This window comes from Pseudobacillus sp. FSL P4-0506, from assembly GCF_038003025.1.
GTDB lineage: Bacteria > Bacillota > Bacilli > Bacillales > Domibacillaceae > Pseudobacillus.
The window spans coordinates 2,728,561-2,748,617 of sequence record NZ_JBBOOI010000001.1 but is presented as its reverse complement, the minus strand read 5'-3'; the positions used below and the strand labels follow the sequence as shown (position 1 = coordinate 2,748,617).

Below are 20,057 nucleotides of genomic sequence, written 5' to 3'. Positions count from 1 at the left end.
TACATAATAAATAGAAAAAATAGGACTCCCGCCTGAGAGAATTTTCAAATTCTGAGAACATAATAAAATTCCTCCCTGTTTCCCTTGGGAGACGGCTTCCTTTCATTTTCCCTGTTCATTTATTGAGAAAATAACAGTATAATAGTTCGTTGTATAAAGAAATGAGGGTTAAACATGAAACAAACGATTACACCTGTATTTGATCCATGGGAAGCTTACCTCGATGTACAGCAAGCTGGACATATACAATTATCAAACGTAGAGTTCACGACAACGACTCTTTGCAATATGAGATGTGCGCACTGCGCAGTGGGTTACACGCTGCAAACGAAAGACCCTGAGGCCTTACCGCTCGATCTATTTATCCAGCGGCTTGATGAAGTGCCTGCTTTGCGGGCCTTAAGTATTACTGGCGGCGAGCCTATGCTGTCAAAAGCTTCTGTTCGCAACTATGTGCTGCCGTTATTAAAATATGCCCACGAACGGGATGTATACACACAGATTAATTCTAACTTGACGCTGGAGCTTTCTCGCTATGAGGAAATTGCTCCGTACCTAGACGTTCTACATATTTCCCATAACTGGGGCACAACAGAAGAATTTGCAGAAGTAGGCTTTGCCAATATGGCGCGGAAGCCGACATTGCAGCAGCGTGAAGCTTTGTTCCAGCGAATGATTGATAACAGCCGCGAATTGTCTCGCATGGGAGTCATGGTATCAGCTGAAACCATGTTAAATAAAAGCACGCTCCCTTACCTAGAAAAGATTCACCGACAGGTCGTAGAAGAAATGGAATGTGCTCGCCATGAAATTCATCCTATGTACCCAAGCGACTTCGCAAGTGCGCTTGAGTCGCTTTCTCTTGATGAAATCAGGGAGGCCATTCATCACCTGCTTGATATACGTGATCCAGATGTATGGATGCTGTTTGGTACTCTTCCTTTTTATGCTTGTAGCTCGGATGAAAGCACACAGCAGTTGCTCAAACGGCTGCGCACTGAAAAGAATGTGACCGTTCGTAACGATCCTGATGGCCGTTCTCGCTTGAATATTAATATCTTTACGGGGGAGATTATCGTCACAGATTTTGGGGATGCGCCGCCTTTAGGAAATGTTCAGACGACTACCTTGCAGAAATCTTATGAAACATGGAATCAATCCAAGCTCGCTGCTGATCTCAATTGTCATTGTTCAGGCGTTCAATGTCTAGGTCCTAATATTCTAGTTAAAAATGCTTATTATCCACACGTTGATTTTACAAATAAAAAAGCTGTTTTTGCTAAATAAGAAAGCATTAGCCCCTGCAGAAGGTTAGAAAATATCTATTCTACATTGTTTTTCTCCGTTCTGTATGAAGATTGCTAAAACCGCCACAAGAGCTCATTTTGTCAGGCGGTTTTAGTTTTTTATGCCATACAAAAGGTTCTCCCTGCCCATGAAAAAATGAGTAGGTGGTTTCTTTAGGATAAGGCTTGATTAACGTTAGTTATTTACTTTTTCCATGACGGCAAAGTAATTTTCTTCACTATCTGCAAAGTTAAATACTCTGCCAGAGGGCATATTTACAATGTCTCCGACTGTAACTTTTTTATTTAATAAGTCGCTATGTAACGTATCGAGGTTTTCTGAAAAAAACATTAAAGAAGGTGTGCCCAGATTTAATCCAGGTGACATTTTGGCCACGAATTCCTTATTGTGCAGAAGGATAGTCGTTTCTGCCTCCTTTGTTGGACCGATTTCAATCCATCTCATTCCTTGGCCGTTATTTTCTTCAGAAATCACATGAAATCCCACTTTTTCCGTCCAAAAATTTACTGCTTCGTCCTGATTGTTTACATATAACATGATTTGACCGATCTTATGAATCATTCATTTTCCCTCCTGCATGTTTGATATCCATATTTAATTCTACAACGGGTGCGGATAACCCTTTCTAATTCGCACTTCTCTAAACTTTGTACGAATGGCCGTTTGAGTGTAAAATCTTAAACAAGTAAAACCCCGTTTCAGGCTTAAAACGGGGTGAAATATAGTTATTTAATTCTCACCGCAAGGCACTTAGTTCTCGGAGCAAAGTATCGGCTAAATGTGACTGAAACTACCTTAAATATCCCCCATTATTTATATCGAATGTTGCTCCTGTGTAATGCTTAGACTTATCTGATAATAAGAAGATAACCGTATCGGCCACATCTTCAGGCATCACAGGCGTATTAATGAGCTGGTGAGTTACATACTCTTTTTTTCTCCAATCAGGTATCACTCCCATCATCGGCGTGTTCACTATCGTAGGAGCGACTGCATTCACTCGGATATACGGTGAGAAATTCATGGCACTGCTTTTAGTTAAGCCTAGTATGGCCGCTTTTGATGTTCCGTAAATTGCATCTGAACTGCCTTCTATCCCTGATACTGAAGACATATTCACGATCACTCCCTTACGCTGATTGGAGAACAACTGCTGGCCGAACATCTGTGTGAAGTAAATAAATCCCTTAACGTTTATATTTAACACTTGATCAATTTCATCTTCTTGATAATCCAGTATATTCTTCGCCAAATAGATGCCTGCGTTATTCACTAAACTATCTGCATCAGCATGCTCTGACTCCACATAGGCAAAAAATGAGACCGCCTCTTCATATTTGCTTACATCTAACGGATAGGTGTAAAGAAATTCATGGCCATTCATGGCCTGTTTTAACTCATGTAAGGAGTCTTCATTTATATCACAGGCAATGACTGCAGCTCCTTCCTGCAAACATTGTTTCACCATTTCTTTTCCAATACCAGAAGCCGCACCTGTTATGATGATCTTCCTGTTTTTTAGCACTCTATAAATCCCCCTCTTCTCTCTTTTAAACGAATCCTTCCTGTAAATTAAAAACTGAATGTATAAACTATTTTATCATCGCTTATTGTGCAGCGTGGACAGATGATTAAATAAAATAACGGAAGATTTTTTTATAGGGCTTTGCTGTAAATCAGTATATACACTTTTTGCGCATAAGAGGACGATTCTTTGCTCATCCTACACTGTGATACTCGACAAAACGAAAGGAGTCTTTTCATGCAGAATACACAAGCACCGATTCCGAACCCACCAAGAGTTCTTACAACGAAAGACTTGCTTTACTTAAAAGATGCATTATCATGGGAACTTCTGGCATTTAAAAAGCTTCATTTTTTCGCTCAACAGGTGAGCAATCCGGAAATCCAGCAAGCGCTCGAAAAAGCAGGAAGAATGCATCAAAATCACTTTCAAAAATTGCTTACCCATCTGCAAGTAGATAACAATGCTGCATTAGCCAGCTTGCCTACTCCTCAACAGGGACAGAATTCGTAAAGAACCAAAAGGAGGTCGATGAAATGTCAAATCAGCAAAATCCCAATCAAATTGCCAATCCGCAAACAGGACAATTGCCGAAAGTCAAAAGTCCAGAGATGAATGATCGTGACTTTATTAATGATGGTCTCAGCACATGTAAATACTTAACTGACAGCTTGAACATTGCTGTGCGTGAAGCAAGCCACGAACAGCTGTATTCGGACATGCTTCAAATTCTTTCAGAAACCCATCAAAGCTGCCGCGAGCTTTACGAATTAATGTTTCAAAATGGCTGGTATAAGCTTGAGGCTGAGGATCAGCAAAAAATTGATCAAGCCTATAAGCAATTCAGTAATTACTCCTCGCAGTTTCCCTATTAAAAGAAAGATCCCGGCCATTTAGTTTGCCGGGATCTTTCTTTTAACCAGCAAATTTCTCTATGTCAAAAAAACAAAGGGGTGAATGGATAGATTATAATTAAAAATACATTCATTCTTAAAGGAGACGGCATGATGGATCTTGAAGTGGGTTTTCTTCCGGAAAATTGTATAAGAGATATACCAGATGCAGGTGGATATTTTCCTTTTTCTATAGATGGAAAGGCTCTATATGTTATAGATTATCAAAGCATTGATGAAGAATTTGAGAATTTTTTATGCGATTGGATGAAAAAATTAGACCGTTTTCCCATCTATGCTGTTTTTGAATATATGGATTATCAGGAAGAAGAGATAGAAAAAGAGTTTTCATTGGCCAAGGTTGAAAAGCTCCATATTAACTTTAAAAAAGAATTATTTATAAAAACAAAGTTAACAAATTTATCTCAATTGCAAGTGGTTATGCCTTATCTATACGGGCAAGGAAGCATGAATTTTTTTTGCTGCATGGTCTCCTCTTCAGCTTTGATAAGCGAGAAATGAACACTCTCTTCGGCCTTAAAAAAGTACAGCTGCCTGTTATCTCTTTAAAACAAAAGGGTACAGTCTTCTGGGTTGATTATGACGGGCAGTCGATGATTTCTATTTCAAATGAAAAGTTATTTTCATCGATTGAATCTATTAGCCATTCCTTCCCTTCAAACACCCATGTGATCAAATGTGAATAGGCAGATAAAGAATGAGTTAGGCAATCTCTGCTGTCCAGATCGAAAAAGGATCTTCGATTTGAAGATCCTTTAGTAGAACAAGTGTGGCTTTGACGTAAAGTTTGATAAAAAGCCATGTGTAGCCATGTGTTGTGGACAGAATTTTTCCCGGTCAGCAATCGGGCCAGGGTGTTACTTATCGATAATCGTTAGACACTCGCGGATATCTGTACGTGGTCGTGCAGTCGGTACATGTTGGGGATAGCCAATCATCAACGTAGCTACTATTTTTTCCCCAGGCGCGACACCGATTTCCTCTCTAAATGCGGGGTCATAAATCCAATCATTCGTACGCCAAATCATGCCGATGCCTCTTTCCCATGCGGCCAGTTGAAAATTTTGAATGAGCGAGGAGACCGCTCCATAATCTTCATCCCACCTTCTTTGGCGAGGATCTTCAGGCATAATAACGACAAGGTGTACGGGGATATCCCGGAAATATTGGGCTTTCCTCTTCACTTTTTCTGAAACGTCACCATCCACTTTTGGCTGTGAATGAATGTAGGCTTGGATAAATTTTTCTTTTCCTTCATCTACATATAACTGGAATCGCCACGGCTCTGTTAACTTATGATTGGGTGCCCACTTGGCCACATTTAGTAACTCAATAATCACTTCAGGACTAATCGGTTCCTTTTTAAAGGATTTAATCGTTCTACGATTTATAATGTTTTCTTCAACAGCATTTATTCCTTCTTGATGGCTCATCTTACACATCCCCCTTACATAGCTTTTGTAAAAGTATATGTAATTGATTGATCTACATGAAAAACATTCTCAATTACATTATTTCTTAGTATAGCATGATTGCAAGTAATCTCCTAATCATACACGCAATAGCGATAGATATAACGCTAAATAACATCTCACTGTACGAGGATTTTCTTTTATCCAAAATTTAATTTATATAGTATTTGTTCCATATATGGTAATATTTACATGAGAAATAATCTGTTATAGGAGTGTATGTAATGAAAAACAATCTGTGGACGAAACTAGCTGTCATTTTTTCCTCTGCAATCATGTTCATGCCCACAAGTATTGCACAAGAGACGGCTAGAGCCTCTGGACAAGAAACAAAGAAGGAAGAGCCTTATATTGAAGAATATGATGCTAAAGGCAATCTAAGTAAATCCTACTCTAGTAAAGAAATTGAACTGCTTATGAAAGAAGCAAAGACATCAGAGCATTTATTAAACACAGAACCAAAAAACACTAATGAAAGTTCCTATGTTCATTTTTATGATGAAAACAATCTCTTAATAGGTTCATCGAATGCAAAAGCGGTAACAGCCCAACAAGCAGCGTTAGCAAAAATTAAGGCTGCAGGATACCTCGTGTACAGATATGATGAAACGACTTTCGAAAACAGTGTGACGATAGCTAGCGAAAGGTACTTTAAAAATCCTCAAAGCATCACCGTCACTCCAAAACAACAAGTGAATGCCCTGACTATTCAAACATACAAAGAAGGTTATTCAACACCCTCAGGAAGCATCAAGATCGGAAATCTTCGCGCCAGTGTGAATGTTCCGCTCGCGGACATCGCTCAACATGCACTCGGATCTGGCAATTATAAAATTCAATTTATCCACAATGATACTGCAGGCAGCATGACTTATCTGAATAGCGGGACCCTTTATTATCAGTAAAAGAAAATTAGAGCTTGTTGGGAATGAAGTAGATAGACAAGCAAAGGAGCACGAACGGGAACATGAGCTTTTACAATCTGTCCTGGTTACTTCATTCCCGGCCTTCCTAGTCCTTCTTCAATCTTCTTTCTATCTACTTCCTCTACCCAATCGTAATAGTTCTCATACAGCGACCGGATTCGATCTGCTTCACGAGCTATCACTTCACATCCCCGATCATCATAAACAAAGAAAATAATATCTTTTGTCGTATTCACAAAGAAAACATCCGGATAATGAATGAAGTCCTCTCCAAGCTTTGGTTTCAGCGGAAAGTCTTCGTTACATGCTGCCTTCAGTAATTCATTCATACGTATGTCCTCTCGCTTACAAAGCAATGAAAATTGTTGCCTTTCATAATCCTTCGCTTCGTCCGACTCAAACGGATAAGGATATGTTCTCACCTGAATTCGTTTTAAAGCGTTTTTACACTTCAAAAATGGTTGATAGACCTTCAGTTTTTTGGTTTGTTGCTTTTGGTTTTTGTGCTTATAAATATTGGTTACTAGAAGCAAATTGTCCTCTCGTTCGAATAATTCATTAAAAATGGTGAAGGCTTGCTTATAGACCACTCGAAATCGTTCAAGATTGAGCCCACCGTTCTCTTTAAATTGATAGATTTCCGTACCAAGTGAAAAATGAATGCCAATGTCCCATTGATTATAGATGCTTGGGACTAATTCGATAGAGGGGAACCTTTTCTTAAGGTATTCTGCTACGTCCATTCCTCATCTTCCTTCCTGTTTATCGTGTTTTACTAAGGTGTGTTTGTTTCTACATAAATAGCCGGTTTGATGAGAAAGTTATCCCTTGTACTTTTTTAATCTTCTCATTAATGAAGACTGGCTAATGCCTAATGCTTTCGCTGCTTTTCTTGTGGTTTTATGGTGATTGTAGGCTTGTAGGATGACTTCTTTTTCAACCTGGTCCAAGATGCCCTGTAGAGACTCTTCCATAAGATTAAGGGATAGAAGTGAGTCCGTATTTGGCCTCGTCTTTTGTTGATATTTTTTCGGAAGATCAGCTGTAAGAATTTCATCTTGTTTTGCTAAAATCACGAGCTGCTCTACTAAATTCTCTAATTCTCTTATATTTCCAGGCCATTGATAATTTCGCAGAATGTCAATCACTTCGTTCGAGAAAAATCGCGCTTTTTTATGTAATCCGTTAAATCGCGTTAAATAAAAATGCAAGAGAGGAAAAATATCTTCTTTCCTTTCTCTAAGAGGAATGATGGCAATAGGCAGAATGTTAAGGCGGTAAAATAAATCACTGCGAAAGGTGCCTTCGTCTACCATCTTCTCTAAATCACTGTTTGTTGCTGCAATGATTCGAATATTTGCCTTTTGGATTTGAGCAGCCCCTATTGGACGATACGTTTTATCTTGCAATAGCTGTAAGAGTTTAGACTGCAACGGAAGCGAAAGCTCGCTAATTTCATCAAGAAACAACGTGCCGGTTTCAGCAAGCTTTACGAGTCCTGCCTTCCCCTGCGTGTTGGCCCCTGTAAATGCCCCTTTTTGATAGCCAAACAGTTCGGATTCGATCAATGTTTCCGGAATAGCAGCACAATTTACATAAATAAATGGTTTATTATGTCTTTCGCTGAGCTGATGAATTTTTTTGGCGGCTACATTTTTTCCCACCCCTGTTTCTCCCGTGATTAAAACAGTTGTATCGACACTCGCGACTGTTTCAATAATTTGAGAAAGTCGAATGGATGACGGACTTTGTTCAATAAAAGGAAGCTCCTGTTGATTGAACAATTGATGTAAATGCAGTTTCCTAAATTCTTGAATGTAACGGTTGAGAAGTGCATTAATTTCTTCAAACTCAAGCTGAGGGGTACTAGAAGCCAATTTGCTCATATCCCTGCCGTGAGCAATCACATACTTGATCTCCCCCTCTTCATCCAGAATAATATGTCCCGTAGTCATATGTTTTTTTCCGTTTACTAAGGTTTGTACCTTTGTAATCCGCTCTCCTGTTTCGATGACCTGTTTAATAATGGACGGTTGAAATACTTTCTCCTTTTCGAGTTCTTTTACATTTTTACCGATAATGTCCATTCCTTCGAACGACTCTTTGCTTGTTTTATTCATCCATAAAGTCGTCCCATTTTTATCCGCAATATAAATGGCGTCATCTAAAGAATCAAAAATTTTGAAAAAATCATTTGAGCTGATTGATATGTTTTCTGTCTTCATTCACCATTCCCCCCTTTTTTCTGTGAAAAATGAGTCTCTATTGGTTCGAATTTTCACACTCCATCAAAACCTTCAAACGATCGAACCATATATAAATCAATCACAAGAAAATTGAACCAAATTTGGTTCAATTATATATGAATCCCTTGAGAGTTTGTATTAATTTATTAAAATTTACACACTATTCTAACATGTAAGCGATTAAAAGCAGGCACAGAAATTGCAATATGAAAAATTGAACCAAAATAAAGAAAGGTGAGTAAAAAAATGACAACTACTTTTGAACAACTCTCATGCTTGGCTGATCACATGAAAGAAGACATGGTGCAATGGCGGCGTTATTTGCACGAAAACCCTGAATTGTCGTTCCAGGAAGAAAAGACCTCCCAATTTGTGTTCGATACTTTACAGTCCTTTGGCGGTCTAGAGGTTACTCGTCCGACAAAAACAAGTGTAATGGCCCGATTAATTGGCTCCCGTCCCGGCAAAACACTTGCGCTCCGGGCGGATATGGATGCCTTGCCTCTTCAAGAAGAAACTAGCTATGAGTTTGCCTCTAAAAATCCAGGCATCATGCACGCCTGCGGCCATGACGGCCATACGGCTATGCTGTTGGCGTGCGCTAAGATTTTATCCGGCTTGAAGAACCAAATTAAAGGAGAAATTCGATTTCTATTCCAACATGCCGAAGAGGTCCCGCCGGGGGGCGCTATCGAAATGGTCGAAGCTGGTGTGATGGATGGGGTTGACATGGTGATTGGTTTACATCTCATCTCGACCATGGAAGTCGGGACATTGGCTATTAACTCCGGCCCCCTCCATCCCGCTTTAGGTAATTTTGACATTAAAATTCTAGGAAAAGGCGGACACGGCGCCTCTCCACACGAAACGATAGACAGTTTAACCATTGCTGCCCAGGTCGTGACAAATCTGCAGCAAATTGTATCACGAAACATTGATCCGTTTGAAACGGTTGCCTTATCGATTACCAAAATTCACGGGGGAGCTGTCGAGGGGGATATGGCTTATAATGTCATTCCTGATGCACTGGAGCTTGGTGGCACGGTGAGATGCTTTAATGAGGAGCTTTTACACTCCATTCCTGCTTTAATGGAACGCATCATAAAAGGAATTACGGATGCACACGGCGCAAACTATCAATTTTCATACAAACAAGGCTATCATCCTGTTGTCAATGATCAGCAAATCGCTTCCCTTGTCGAGGAAGCACTGATAGAAGCGTTTGGTGCAGAAGCAGTCCATAAAGCAAAACCGATCATGCCGGGAGAAGATTTCTCTGAATACCTTCAAAAGGCACCTGGCGCTTATTTTTACATTGGCGCCGGAAATGAAACAAAAGGGATCACTTATCCGCATCATCACCCACGGTTTGCCATCGATGAAGAGGCCTTGCCAATCGGGGTACAAGCCTTTCTCCATGCGGTCTTTAAATTGTTAGATTGATTCATTCACTAGATAAATTTTCAAGAGGAGAACATGACATGAAAAACATTCACTTACTAGGCATGTTGCCATTTATCGGAATGCTCGGCGGACTTCCCTTCGCTAACAGAGAAACACCCTACGTTCTTGGAATGCCCTTTCTTCACTTTTGGATTGTTTTATGGATCGTTCTCACCTTTTTTATTATGTTAACGATCTATACATTTGATCAAAGCAATAGAGACAAGGAAGGTGAAAGGGAATGAATATAGCAACGATGATCATTTTGGCTTTTCTCCTTTTCTGTCTTTTTTTAGGAATCCAAGCGAAAAAAGGAAAAGAAATGAATATGGAGCAATGGGCTGTAGGCGGCCGCGGTTTTGGCTACATGTTTGTCTTTATTTTAATGGCTGGTGAAGGATACTCTACTTTCACGATGCTTGGCGCGAGCGGTTGGGCTTATTCAAAAGGTGTCCCTGCCTATTATGTTCTCAGCTATACGGCTCTGGCATTTGCTATTGGCTACTGGCTGCTGCCGCCTATTTGGCGCTACGCGAAAGAACATAACATTGTCTCTCAACCAGACTTCTTTACCTATAAATATAAAAGCAAATCATTGGGAGTGCTGACTGCTGTCGTGGGCATTATTGCCATGATTCCTTATATTATTATCCAATTTAAAGGATTAGGCATCATTGTGTCTGAAACGTCTTATGGAACCATTTCGCCCACGCTTTCCATTATCATCGGGATGATATGTATAACGATTTATGTAATGATATCTGGAATCCACGGTTCTGCCTGGACGGCCGTTATAAAGGATATCCTTGTATTCTTTATTATTGCCTTCCTGGGGATTTATCTTCCCTATCATTATTACGGCGGGCTGCAGCCGATGTTTGAAGCGGTCAGTGCAGCCAAACCAGATTTCCTTACTTTTTCCGAGTCTGGATTAAGTATATCCTGGTTTATTTCAACTGTTCTCTTATCCGTTCTTGGTCTTTATATGTGGCCTCATTCACTCGTTCCCGTCTTTTCCGCTAAAAATGAGAAGACCTTTAAAAAGAACGCCATTATGATGCCAGCTTATACACTCATGCTGCTGTTTGTTTTCTTTGTGGGCTTTGCTGCCATTCTCAAAGTCCCTGGACTCGTTGGGGCCGAAGGCGATCTCGCTCTGCTCAGAATTTCTGTACAAACGTTCAGCCCTTGGTTTGTTGGATTGATTGGAGCCGCTGGATTGTTAAGCGCTCTAGTGCTAAGCTCGATTTTGCTGATGACCACTTCAACGATTTTAGCCAACAATATCTATAAATTATTTGATCCCGGCGCCAGCAGTGTTAAAGTAGGAAAAATAGCGAAGCTCTGCGTTCCGCTCGTCTCCCTACTATGCTTATATTTCACCCTGGGAAACAGTAATTCCTTAACCGTACTGTTTCTGTCGGGCTTTAGCATCGTCACACAATTGTTTCCAGCTTTTTTTGCCAGTCTGTTTAAAAAGAACCCTTTCACCACACAGGGAGCATTTGTCGGCATTACCCTTGGTGTTAGCGTTGTTTTGTATACAACCATCACACAGCAGACAATGGGAACTCTTTTCCCTCACATGCCGCAGGTGATGAAAGATTTGAATATTGGTGTTTTAGCGTTAGTCATAAATATGATCTCAATGAGCATCGTTAGTGCTGTGCCGCCCAAACATTCTTCTCTTGTTGGACAAGAAAGCAAAGAAGAAGCGATCTAACAAAAAAAGCAGGATTTCTCACTCTTATTAAGTGAAAAATCCTGCTTTTTCTTATATAAAACATCTCATTAGACCATAGAGAGTGGGATCTAATAGTTTCTGTCTTTATTACGATGATGAAGGCTACTCTTATTTTTCTTCTAAATTATCAAGGATCACCTTAATGTTCGATTCCATCATCTTAATGTAAGTGTCTCCGTCTTCCCCTGGCTTGCCGAGAGAGTCCGTAAACAATTTTCCGCCAATCGGCACGCCTGTTTCTTTTGAAACCATTTCCATGCTGCGCGGATCAATACTTGTTTCAACGAATAAAACCGGCACTTTTCTTTCCTTAATTATGTCAACAATTCGTTTTACTTGTTGGGGCGTACCTTGGTTTTCTGCATTGATTTCCCAAATATATCCAGCATCAAAATCATAGGCAGCACTAAAGTATTTGAAGGCACCCTCACTCGTTACTAGATAGCGTTTTTCTTTTGGAATTTTATTAAAGTTTGCTACTGCTTCCTTGTGAAGTTCTTCGAGCTGGGCAATATATTCTTTCGCGTTTTTCTCGTATACTTCTCTATGTTCAGGATCTGCTTTTATAAGAGCTTCCTTTGCATTTTCCGCATATTTAATGCCATTGCGGATATCCAGCCAGGCATGAGGATCCTCTTCCCCTTCCTTCCCCTTTGTCGTTAAATGTTTTGCTTCTACCCCTTCACTAAGACGGAAAACAGGTGCATCCTCTCCGGATTTTCCAGATGTGTCTAGTAGTTTTTCAAACCAGGAGTTTCCTGCTTCTAAGTTTAAGCCGTTATAAAATATCGCATCAGCATCTGTTGCTTTTTGAATATCCAATGGCAGCGGATCATATTCATGCGGATTCGAACCTACCGGTGCTAAGCTGTGAATCTCTACACGGTCACCACCAATGTTTTTTACGATGTCATATAAAATGGAATATGTAGTGACAATTTGCAATTTATCATCTTTGCCACCACCAGCTGATGCTCCTGTTTGCTCTCCTGCTTTATCTCCGCTTCCGCAACCTGCAAGAATTAGAACCGCCATAACACCCGCAGCTAAAAATTTTAATAGTTGTTTCATTACTCAATCTCCCCCCGTCTTCTAGATTAAAGATACTTTCTTTCTTCTTGCTTTAATAAACCGCCATAACACACCCCGCTTTGGTGAAAAAGTGAATGCTGATAAAAACAGCACAGTGGCGACTAATACAATCGTTGCACCAGAAGCTAAGTTATAAGTAAAGCTGAAATACAATCCTACAACAGACGAAATCACCCCGAGCCCTGCCGACAAGTAAAGCATGATCCACAAGCGATCGGTTAATAAGTAAGCTGTGGCCGCCGGTGTGATCAGCATAGCTACGACAAGCACGATGCCTACCGTTTGCAGGGAAGCAACAGTGACCATTGTTAACAGTGTCATTAAGAAATAGTGAATACCTTTGATTGGCAATCCATAAGCTGCCCCCATTGTCGGATCGAAGGAAGTAACAAGCAGTTCCTTGTAAAATAAATAGATAGACGCGAGAACGAAAATGCCGATTCCGAGCGTGGTCCACATATCGGAAGGACGAACAGCCAAAACATTGCCGAACAATATATGATAAAGATCTGTGCTGCTCTTCATCAACGTAATCAGGACGATCCCTAAGGCAAAAGCAAACGTGAACATAATACCGATGGAAATATCATTCTTAATGCGGCTATTCTGGCTGACAAACCCAATCGCCACAGCCGTCACCACTCCTGAAACAACGGCACCGATAAAAAAGTTAATGCCGAGCATATAGGCGATGGCCACTCCGGGAAGAACAGCGTGGGAAATCGCATCCCCCATTAACGCCATGCCTCTTAGAATGATAAAGCATCCGACAACTCCACAAATGATTCCGACCATAATCGAAGTTAACAAAGCTTTTTGCAAAAAACCGTATTGAATAACAGCATCAATAAATCCCATTTATGCGTGTACCCCCAATCTGTCAAGAAACGAGAACTGACCTGAGTAAGCTTTGGACAGGATGTCAGCCTGCAATACTTGATGAATGTCTCCAAAGCCAATGAGTTCTTTGTTTAATAGGATAAGCTGATCAAAATAGTCATTTACTTTGCTTAAATCATGATGAACAACGAGAATCGTTTTTCCTCTTTCTCTTAATTCTTTTAAGAGGTTAATAATCGTTTCTTCACTCGCGGCGTCAATCCCCACAAATGGTTCATCAAGAAAAAAAATCTGTGCTTTTTGTGCAAGAGCCCTTGCCAAGAAGACACGCTGCTGCTGACCGCCGGAGAGCTCTCCGATCTGGCGCTTGCTGAACGCTCCCATCCCGACCCTCTCCAGACATTGCAGAGCCCATTCTTTTTCTTGTTTCTTCGGTCGTTTAAACAATCCTAGCTTCGGATAGGATCCAATGACGACAGTATCTAACACTGTAATAGGAAAATCCCAGTCAATATTGCTTCTCTGAGGCACATAAGCAACCGATTTTCTTAATTCTTTCACGCTTTTTCCATATATTTGTACATCCCCTTTATCTTTTGGTATCAAATTTAACAAGGCTTTTATTAAAGTAGACTTCCCAGCTCCATTTGGTCCGATGATCCCCACTAAAGTTCCTGGATCAATAGAAAAGCTAATGTCTTTTACTGCTTCATTTCCATGATAGGATACAAATAAATCTCTCACTGTAAGGGCACTATCCATCTTGATTCTCCTTTACTTGTTTTCATAGTTACTAACAAAAAGAGTTGGCTTCTCTTTTAAAAATCCCAGGCCTCTTTTTTTGCTTGTAGACAAAGTGTTTCCTTAAGGCAAATTTTTGGGTAAAAAAAAGATTGTTTCTAAAACTACTGTATGCAGCCATTTTAAAAATGATATATGCGTACAACCAATAAAGTTTCCTTAATACAAAAATTAAAGTATAAGTCAGGTTATGTCAAGGAAATTGTGATTAAAATAAGCCAGCGCTCGAGGCGACTGGCTTGTTGTATGTCTGTTAAATTTTCCATCTGCTTTTAATGATGCCCGCTTCTCTTAATGTATCATATATAATCACGATAGCTGGCCCCACGAAAAATCCGATAAAGCCAAGCAGCTTAAATCCAATAAACAAGCTGATTAAAGCAGCTAATGGCGAAATGCCCATGTTGCTTGAAAACACCTTTGGCTCCAATATCCGCCGAACAACAGTGATAACGATAAACAGCACAATCAATCCAAAGCCAAGAAATTGATTTTCCTGGAAAAAACAGATGATGGCCCACGGCACGAGCACAGATCCCGTCCCTAAGATCGGAAGAATATCAACAAAAACGATTAATATGGACAAGAGCAGCGCATACGGCACTTTTAAAATGGCTAGTCCAACAAATGACATGAAAAAGGTGACAATGCTCAGGAAAATTTGCGCTTTAATAAAACCAATTCCGGCGCGATTTAACTGCGCAGTAATTAAATAAAGCTTCTCCTTCGTACTCTCTCTCAAATGCCTCTCCGCTTTAATTCGCAATCGTGACAGCTCCAGGCTGAACAAAAAGACGGCAATTAAGTATACTAGAAACTCAATTAAAAATCCCGGTATCGCTGCGGCCAGTCCAAACAGCCATTCAACGATTCCCTGCAGCATATTTGTCACTGACTGCAACGTATTTTCGATGGTTTTTTCAAAGGATTGGAACGCATCAACCGGCAGCGATTTAAAATACCGTTGCGACTGATCGAAAAAGCCCTTCAGTGACTCTTTGTAAAAATCATTAGCAAAGGATGGCCCCTTCTCTGCAAGTGTGACTGCCTGATCAATGACCAGCTTCACAATGAACCAGATGAACAAGGCAATAAATAGGACATAGAGCAGAAAGGTGGCAAGCACTGCCCGAAAACGCGGCCATTTAAAACGCATCATAAACCATTTAACGGAATTCTCCAGCAGGATGGCCGTGATCAATGCCAGCAAAAAAGGCAGTGAATAGGGAATTAAATAGATTGTTATGATTATTAGTGCGATTGTAATAATCCATCTCTTTATCATTGTCGTATCTACTGCTCCTCACTTCATATCTCATTATGTATTAATTTCTATAATAAACTATTCTCCTTCGCAAAGTCACTTTTCAGGCTGCAGAAAAAGTGTTTTTCCTGTTGATTGGCCCGTGACAAACCAAGAGAATAAGTGATAATATGAACTATTATTTCAACTATATAACGGGGGGACATCCATGAATAAAAAATTAGAGAAAGCCACATTTGCCGGGGGATGCTTCTGGTGCATGGTGAAGCCATTTGACCAGTGGGAGGGTGTCTATAAAGTTATTTCCGGTTATACGGGCGGTCAAACATCCAATCCAACCTATGAACAGGTAAAAAGCGGGACAACCGGCCATTTAGAGGCGGTTGAAATCACATATGATCCGGCTATTATCTCCTATCAAACCATGTTGGATCTGTACTGGCCGCAAATTGACCCGACAGATGATGGCGGGCAGTTTCAGGACCGCGGCGATTCTTATCGCACCGCTATTTTTTATCATACACCGGAGCAAAAAGAGCTGGCGGAGGCCTCCAAGAAAGAAATAGAGGAAAGCGGGAGATTTCAAAAACCAATTGTTACCCGAATCCTGCCTGCGGCAACATTTTACCCGGCTGAGGATTATCATCAGGACTTCTATAAAAAGAATCCGGATGAATATCAAGCCGACCGCGCGCAATCAGGGCGCGATGAATTTATTGAAGAACACTGGACAGAAGAAGATAGTAAGCAATGAAACAGGATGATATGATAGAGGCAGCACATAAATAGGGAGATTGAAATAGCGATGGGTACAAACCTGGCAAAATATGAAAAAGTGATGAATTATATAAAAAAAGCCATCTCCAGCGGCGAATGGCCAATCGGCAGTAAAATTCCGAGCCAGCGCAAATTGGCCGAACAGCTGTCCGTGAATCGTTCAACGATTGTCACAGCGCTTGAAGAGCTAAAAGCAGAAGGATTGATCGAGGGTGTCATGGGGAAAGGAACCCTTGTTGTTAACAATACATGGACGTTGCTTGCTGCAAGCCCTCCGTCCTGGGATGAAGCTGCCCTGCTCTCTTTCCCTAAAACGGTGTCTGCCCCACATTCGGAAACCGATAACACAAAGGAGCCGGATCATTTAATTGAACTGAGTAAAGGCGAGTTGGCCCAGGACATCTTCCCAAAGGATAATATGCAGCAAGTCATGATGCGGCTCGCTCAAAGTCTGGAGCCGTTCGGCTACGAAGAACCTAAAGGATACCTGCCGCTGAGACAGGCGATCAGTGATTATATGAAAAAGCAAGGAACAGACGTGTCTCCCTCCTCGATATTAATTGTTTCCGGAGCGATTCAAGGACTTCAATTAATATCGGCCGGACTTTTGCATAAAGGGTCGACCGTTTTCTTAGAAAAGCCGTCTTACCTTTATTCCCTTCATATTTTCCAATCAGCCGGCATGAATTTATCAGGCCTGCCCATGGATGAGAAAGGATTACAGCCCGCTTCCCTTGCGAAAAAGGCACTGGACGGCCCTTCTTCCGTTCTCTATACGATTCCGTGCTTTCATAACCCTACGGGCATTTTAATGTCGGAAGACCGCCGGAAAGAACTGCTCGATGTCTGTGCGGAAAAACGGCTGCCCATCATTGAAGATGATATTTACCGCGAGCTCTGGATTGACAGCCCGCCACCGCCGACACTCCAGTCACTTGATTCCCACGGGCATGTACTCTATATCGGCAGCTTTTCCAAAACGCTCACGCCCGGACTTCGCATTGGCTGGATCGCAGGATCAGAACAAGTCATTGATCGTTTAGCGGAAATAAAAAAGCAGACCGATTACGGCTCCAGCTCCCTTTCACAGCTGGTGGCGGCTGAATGGATTTCAAGCGGCCTGTACGAGCAGCATTTGTCCTTCGTCCGCAAAGAATTAAAAAAGCGCCGGACGGCTGCCTTGAAATCATTGAGTGAGTATATGAGCGACCTGGCTGAATGGGACATTCCTGCTGGCGGTTTTTTAATCTGGCTGCGCATGAAAGAGAATATCCAGTTAAAAGACATTTATACAAAAGCGTATCAAGCGGGAATTTCCTTGAATATGGGAAGTATTTACACAGAGGAATCGGTTCAGGCGATCCGCCTTTCCTACGGTTACGCGTCCATTGAAGAATTTGAGCAAGGCATTAGAAAGCTGCGGCAAATCATCCTTGAAGACAACAAATAGAAGATTGACTGAAAAAACAGGTGATAATAATGGATTTTAAAATACACTACTTATCTTTCTTTTTAATCCGTGTGGATGACAAAGAAGAAAACAAGCGGGCGCAGCACTTTCGTACACTGAACGAAGAAGAATATGAAAGCAGTCCGCTCAGGGACTTTCTTGACGGGGAGTTTACGAAAATCGTCAAACGCAAGGCCGAACGTCATCCAAAAGCCGAACAAGTCCCTACAAAAATTGGCTTTTTCACAGCGGAACCGGGCCATGACTTAACATCAAACCCGAACTACAACCTTTTTGCCAAAGCCCGGGCCGCTTTTTCCTTGTTAGAGTTTCAAGAAGCGAGTGAACAATTCGCCACACTTTATACCCAAACAAGTGCCGCGCGTGGCGGTGTCTTTATCGTCGCTAAAGCACAGTTAAGAAAATATTTCGATGATGCCTTTATCTTCGTATTAAAATGCGATTTTGAACCGAAGGTGGCCTCGATCTCAGACGCCTCCTCCCTCATCGAGCACGTCGAACTGGCGATTACAACGAAAAACATGAAATCAATCCAGTACCCCTACATGCCCGAAGAAGGAATGATCGAAGAAGGCGAACTGAAAATCCATCAGGCTTCCCACGCCCGTTACTTTGAGGACTTCTTAAAATACGTCGGCTACGAGCAATCGATGCCTGAAATCGTAAAAACACAAGTCATGGACTTCGTACGGGAAACGGTCATTGAAGACTTGGAAGATGAAAGTCCCGAACGGGCGCAGTTTGAAGAAGCGATGGAAATCTGGGCAGAGAGTCCGAAACGGGAACTGCAGGAGCGGTTTTCAACGGAAGAAATCGTGGAAGCCGCCAGCCGCATGGTCGAGCATACACCTGAATTAGAACTGAAGATGAAGCTGGACCATATGAGCGTCAAAGCCATGCTGTCGGACTTTGGAGAATCCGTTCATCTGGCTAAAATCGGTGATCGTTATGTCGTTTTGATGGAGGCTGATTCGGTTGTGTTTGAAAAAGGCTTCTCCCCGATTGAATTTCATAAGCCTGAGGAGTTGGATGAGGTGGTGGAGCGGATTCGAGAGAAGCATGGGAGCTTTTCGAGGTGATACGTGTGATCGCTATTTCTATTAGAAAAGAGGGTTATTCAAGCATTTGTAAGTCGTTTTTGTGATCAAAAATGTGATCAAAATTTATGCTCTAAACATGTTGATAAGGAGTTCCTTTAGTTATATCTCTTAGTTTTGAATAGAAAAGACAGCGAGTGAATATAGCTTCGCTGTTTTTTTATTTATATTAATATGACTTTATATTGGTTGCTCTAAAGATTTTCCATTCATTGTGTTCATTCAAATGACTACACTTATAATCCTTGTTTTACCGCGGAAAAAGCGGGTTTTAGTTAAAAGTTAATACCGGTGGCCAGGGGCGAAATAACGGTTAACGTATTGATTTAATAGGGATTTATAGATGCTATGTGTAAAATCCTCTGAATCTATTTGTTTCCGCATTCCACATGTGTTGAGTGTTGGTCACTATATTTAAACCACAAGAGAGCGGATTCATAAATTTATAATGTGCATTTTCACAAATTCATATATTTCCATGAAGTTTGGCGAAGAGATATGTGTGACTCTATCTTTTTTGCTGCCAAATAATCCTGATTTGTTAAGGTAGATCATATTGTTGATAATACCCAGAGCCTTCGTCATATCGTAGTCTACTTCGTCATAGTTCTTATACTCATATACATGAGTCTTTAACTTACCAAATGGTGGTTTCACTTCAATGAGGATCACCTTTGTATCCGTAAAGAATAAGTATCCGAAGGTTGTGTTTTTGAATGCTCCTGTGGAAAGGAAGTAAAACTTCTCGTCCTTCGCTTCTTTCTTAATCAAATCAAGTACTTTCCTATAATGCTCCCTGCTTGTTTTAGGGAGCTTCTCCGCTTCGCTGGCTAATCCATCAAATGTAGAGTATTCTCCCATAATTGTAATTTCTACTTTTATCTTACTCACCTTATATCCTCCACTCAAATTCCTTATCTTACAAAACTTTAGTATACTACCTTTTCGCTAGAATGTAAGGATAGATTCCCATATGGAAGAATAAACATTTATATCAAAAGATTTACATCACTTTTACTGTTAATAATTTTTGTTTCAGTAACCTGCTCCGTATGTGAAACTTATATGGGAGCGGCTTGGACATTTCCATATCGAAACGACAATCAATATCTATAGCCACATTTTACTTAGTATGCA

The 20,057-nt window shown here is 40.9% G+C and carries 21 protein-coding genes; 11 read left to right on the top strand and 10 right to left on the bottom strand.

Annotation, left to right across the window (positions count from 1 at the left end):
• Positions 1-174: 174 nt before the first annotated feature.
• A complete protein-coding gene (yfkAB, locus tag MKZ02_RS13875; protein ID WP_340854079.1) occupies positions 175-1,287 on the top strand; it encodes a radical SAM/CxCxxxxC motif protein YfkAB in 1,113 nt (370 codons plus the stop codon).
• A gap of 195 nt (positions 1,288-1,482) precedes the next feature.
• Here the strand turns inward: yfkAB and MKZ02_RS13870 are convergent, their stop codons facing one another.
• Entirely contained in the window at positions 1,483-1,869 is a 387-nt protein-coding gene (locus tag MKZ02_RS13870) for a VOC family protein (RefSeq protein WP_120031364.1), read from the bottom strand.
• A 229-nt stretch (positions 1,870-2,098) separates the two neighbouring features.
• Entirely contained in the window at positions 2,099-2,833 is a 735-nt protein-coding gene (locus MKZ02_RS13865) for an SDR family NAD(P)-dependent oxidoreductase (protein ID WP_120031366.1), read from the bottom strand.
• Between the two features lie 237 nt (positions 2,834-3,070).
• Here MKZ02_RS13865 and MKZ02_RS13860 point away from each other — a divergent pair, with 237 nt between their 5' ends.
• The 3 genes from MKZ02_RS13860 to MKZ02_RS13850 all read left to right on the top strand — a co-directional run bounded on the left by MKZ02_RS13860 (position 3,071) and on the right by MKZ02_RS13850 (position 4,248).
• Complete coding sequence (locus MKZ02_RS13860) at positions 3,071-3,346, top strand: ferritin-like domain-containing protein (protein WP_340854077.1); 276 nt, start codon at positions 3,071-3,073, stop codon at positions 3,344-3,346.
• Positions 3,347-3,369: 23 nt separating this feature from the next.
• The gene (locus tag MKZ02_RS13855; RefSeq protein WP_120031372.1) at positions 3,370-3,708 is read left to right on the top strand and encodes a spore coat protein; all 339 of its coding nucleotides are present in this window, start codon (positions 3,370-3,372) and stop codon (positions 3,706-3,708) included.
• 132 nt (positions 3,709-3,840) lie between these two features.
• The gene (locus MKZ02_RS13850) at positions 3,841-4,248 is read left to right on the top strand and encodes a hypothetical protein (protein ID WP_340854075.1); all 408 of its coding nucleotides are present in this window, start codon (positions 3,841-3,843) and stop codon (positions 4,246-4,248) included.
• A 356-nt stretch (positions 4,249-4,604) separates the two neighbouring features.
• Here the strand turns inward: MKZ02_RS13850 and MKZ02_RS13845 are convergent, their stop codons facing one another.
• Positions 4,605-5,180, bottom strand: coding sequence for a nitroreductase family protein (locus MKZ02_RS13845; protein WP_120031376.1), 576 nt, complete (start codon positions 5,178-5,180; stop codon positions 4,605-4,607).
• 263 nt (positions 5,181-5,443) lie between these two features.
• Between MKZ02_RS13845 and MKZ02_RS13840 the strand changes: the two genes are divergently transcribed.
• Entirely contained in the window at positions 5,444-6,124 is a 681-nt protein-coding gene (locus MKZ02_RS13840; protein ID WP_340854074.1) for a hypothetical protein, read from the top strand.
• Between the two features lie 86 nt (positions 6,125-6,210).
• On the opposite strand, the gene MKZ02_RS13835 is transcribed toward MKZ02_RS13840, so the two are convergent.
• Both MKZ02_RS13835 and MKZ02_RS13830 read right to left on the bottom strand, forming a co-directional pair.
• Entirely contained in the window at positions 6,211-6,888 is a 678-nt protein-coding gene (locus tag MKZ02_RS13835) for a DUF3885 domain-containing protein (RefSeq protein ID WP_340854073.1), read from the bottom strand.
• Between the two features lie 78 nt (positions 6,889-6,966).
• A complete protein-coding gene (locus MKZ02_RS13830) occupies positions 6,967-8,370 on the bottom strand; it encodes a sigma-54 interaction domain-containing protein (RefSeq protein ID WP_340854072.1) in 1,404 nt (467 codons plus the stop codon).
• Positions 8,371-8,637: 267 nt separating this feature from the next.
• On the opposite strand from MKZ02_RS13830, the gene MKZ02_RS13825 reads away from it, so the two are divergent.
• Genes MKZ02_RS13825 through MKZ02_RS13815 form a run of 3 tightly spaced genes read left to right on the top strand, consistent with a single transcriptional unit; the run spans position 8,638 to position 11,557 of the window.
• Positions 8,638-9,834, top strand: a complete 1,197-nt coding sequence (locus MKZ02_RS13825; protein ID WP_340854071.1) for an amidohydrolase — start codon at positions 8,638-8,640, stop codon at positions 9,832-9,834.
• A 38-nt stretch (positions 9,835-9,872) separates the two neighbouring features.
• Positions 9,873-10,079, top strand: coding sequence for a DUF3311 domain-containing protein (locus MKZ02_RS13820; RefSeq protein ID WP_340854070.1), 207 nt, complete (start codon positions 9,873-9,875; stop codon positions 10,077-10,079).
• Positions 10,076-11,557, top strand: coding sequence for a sodium:solute symporter family protein (locus MKZ02_RS13815; protein ID WP_340854069.1), 1,482 nt, complete (start codon positions 10,076-10,078; stop codon positions 11,555-11,557). The genes MKZ02_RS13820 and MKZ02_RS13815 overlap by 4 nt, the downstream gene beginning before the upstream one ends.
• 129 nt (positions 11,558-11,686) lie before the next feature.
• Here MKZ02_RS13815 and MKZ02_RS13810 read toward each other — a convergent pair whose 3' ends face one another.
• From MKZ02_RS13810 to ytvI, 4 genes are all read right to left on the bottom strand, one after another.
• On the bottom strand, positions 11,687-12,649 hold the full coding sequence (locus MKZ02_RS13810) for a metal ABC transporter substrate-binding protein (protein WP_340854068.1): 963 nt from the start codon (positions 12,647-12,649) through the stop codon (positions 11,687-11,689).
• 21 nt (positions 12,650-12,670) lie between these two features.
• Complete coding sequence (locus MKZ02_RS13805) at positions 12,671-13,528, bottom strand: metal ABC transporter permease (protein ID WP_340854067.1); 858 nt, start codon at positions 13,526-13,528, stop codon at positions 12,671-12,673.
• On the bottom strand, positions 13,529-14,272 hold the full coding sequence (locus MKZ02_RS13800) for a metal ABC transporter ATP-binding protein (protein WP_340854066.1): 744 nt from the start codon (positions 14,270-14,272) through the stop codon (positions 13,529-13,531). It lies immediately after the preceding gene.
• 292 nt (positions 14,273-14,564) lie between these two features.
• Positions 14,565-15,596, bottom strand: coding sequence for a sporulation integral membrane protein YtvI (ytvI, locus tag MKZ02_RS13795; RefSeq protein ID WP_120031390.1), 1,032 nt, complete (start codon positions 15,594-15,596; stop codon positions 14,565-14,567).
• A 187-nt stretch (positions 15,597-15,783) separates the two neighbouring features.
• On the opposite strand from ytvI, the gene msrA reads away from it, so the two are divergent.
• Genes msrA through MKZ02_RS13780 form a run of 3 tightly spaced genes read left to right on the top strand, consistent with a single transcriptional unit; the run spans position 15,784 to position 18,902 of the window.
• Positions 15,784-16,329 carry a peptide-methionine (S)-S-oxide reductase MsrA gene (gene msrA, locus MKZ02_RS13790; protein ID WP_340854065.1) on the top strand — a complete coding sequence of 182 codons (546 nt, stop codon included), beginning with the start codon at positions 15,784-15,786 and terminating at the stop codon, positions 16,327-16,329.
• Between the two features lie 51 nt (positions 16,330-16,380).
• Complete coding sequence (gene pdxR / locus MKZ02_RS13785) at positions 16,381-17,802, top strand: MocR-like pyridoxine biosynthesis transcription factor PdxR (protein ID WP_340854063.1); 1,422 nt, start codon at positions 16,381-16,383, stop codon at positions 17,800-17,802.
• Positions 17,803-17,831: 29 nt separating this feature from the next.
• A complete protein-coding gene (locus MKZ02_RS13780) occupies positions 17,832-18,902 on the top strand; it encodes a DUF3900 domain-containing protein (protein ID WP_340854061.1) in 1,071 nt (356 codons plus the stop codon).
• Positions 18,903-19,355: 453 nt separating this feature from the next.
• On the opposite strand, the gene MKZ02_RS13775 is transcribed toward MKZ02_RS13780, so the two are convergent.
• Positions 19,356-19,811: a PH domain-containing protein gene (locus tag MKZ02_RS13775; RefSeq protein ID WP_340854060.1), complete on the bottom strand. Its 456-nt coding sequence runs from the start codon at positions 19,809-19,811 to the stop codon at positions 19,356-19,358.
• Between the last annotated feature and the right edge of the window lie 246 nt (positions 19,812-20,057).

Excerpts from the sequence above, each read along its gene's own strand:
- yfkAB (WP_340854079.1), top strand. The coding sequence starts at position 175 with ATGAAACAAACGATTACACCTGTATTTGATCCATGGGAAGCTTACCTC.
- MKZ02_RS13870 (WP_120031364.1), bottom strand. The coding sequence starts at position 1,869 with ATGATTCATAAGATCGGTCAAATCATGTTATATGTAAACAATCAGGAC.
- MKZ02_RS13860 (WP_340854077.1), top strand. The coding sequence starts at position 3,071 with ATGCAGAATACACAAGCACCGATTCCGAACCCACCAAGAGTTCTTACA.
- MKZ02_RS13855 (WP_120031372.1), top strand. The coding sequence starts at position 3,370 with ATGTCAAATCAGCAAAATCCCAATCAAATTGCCAATCCGCAAACAGGA.
- MKZ02_RS13850 (WP_340854075.1), top strand. The coding sequence starts at position 3,841 with ATGGATCTTGAAGTGGGTTTTCTTCCGGAAAATTGTATAAGAGATATA.
- MKZ02_RS13845 (WP_120031376.1), bottom strand. The coding sequence starts at position 5,180 with ATGAGCCATCAAGAAGGAATAAATGCTGTTGAAGAAAACATTATAAAT.
- MKZ02_RS13840 (WP_340854074.1), top strand. The coding sequence starts at position 5,444 with ATGAAAAACAATCTGTGGACGAAACTAGCTGTCATTTTTTCCTCTGCA.
- MKZ02_RS13835 (WP_340854073.1), bottom strand. The coding sequence starts at position 6,888 with ATGGACGTAGCAGAATACCTTAAGAAAAGGTTCCCCTCTATCGAATTA.
- MKZ02_RS13830 (WP_340854072.1), bottom strand. The coding sequence starts at position 8,370 with ATGAAGACAGAAAACATATCAATCAGCTCAAATGATTTTTTCAAAATT.
- MKZ02_RS13825 (WP_340854071.1), top strand. The coding sequence starts at position 8,638 with ATGACAACTACTTTTGAACAACTCTCATGCTTGGCTGATCACATGAAA.
- MKZ02_RS13820 (WP_340854070.1), top strand. The coding sequence starts at position 9,873 with ATGAAAAACATTCACTTACTAGGCATGTTGCCATTTATCGGAATGCTC.
- MKZ02_RS13815 (WP_340854069.1), top strand. The coding sequence starts at position 10,076 with ATGAATATAGCAACGATGATCATTTTGGCTTTTCTCCTTTTCTGTCTT.
- MKZ02_RS13810 (WP_340854068.1), bottom strand. The coding sequence starts at position 12,649 with ATGAAACAACTATTAAAATTTTTAGCTGCGGGTGTTATGGCGGTTCTA.
- MKZ02_RS13805 (WP_340854067.1), bottom strand. The coding sequence starts at position 13,528 with ATGGGATTTATTGATGCTGTTATTCAATACGGTTTTTTGCAAAAAGCT.
- MKZ02_RS13800 (WP_340854066.1), bottom strand. The coding sequence starts at position 14,272 with ATGGATAGTGCCCTTACAGTGAGAGATTTATTTGTATCCTATCATGGA.
- ytvI (WP_120031390.1), bottom strand. The coding sequence starts at position 15,596 with ATGATAAAGAGATGGATTATTACAATCGCACTAATAATCATAACAATC.
- msrA (WP_340854065.1), top strand. The coding sequence starts at position 15,784 with ATGAATAAAAAATTAGAGAAAGCCACATTTGCCGGGGGATGCTTCTGG.
- pdxR (WP_340854063.1), top strand. The coding sequence starts at position 16,381 with ATGGGTACAAACCTGGCAAAATATGAAAAAGTGATGAATTATATAAAA.
- MKZ02_RS13780 (WP_340854061.1), top strand. The coding sequence starts at position 17,832 with ATGGATTTTAAAATACACTACTTATCTTTCTTTTTAATCCGTGTGGAT.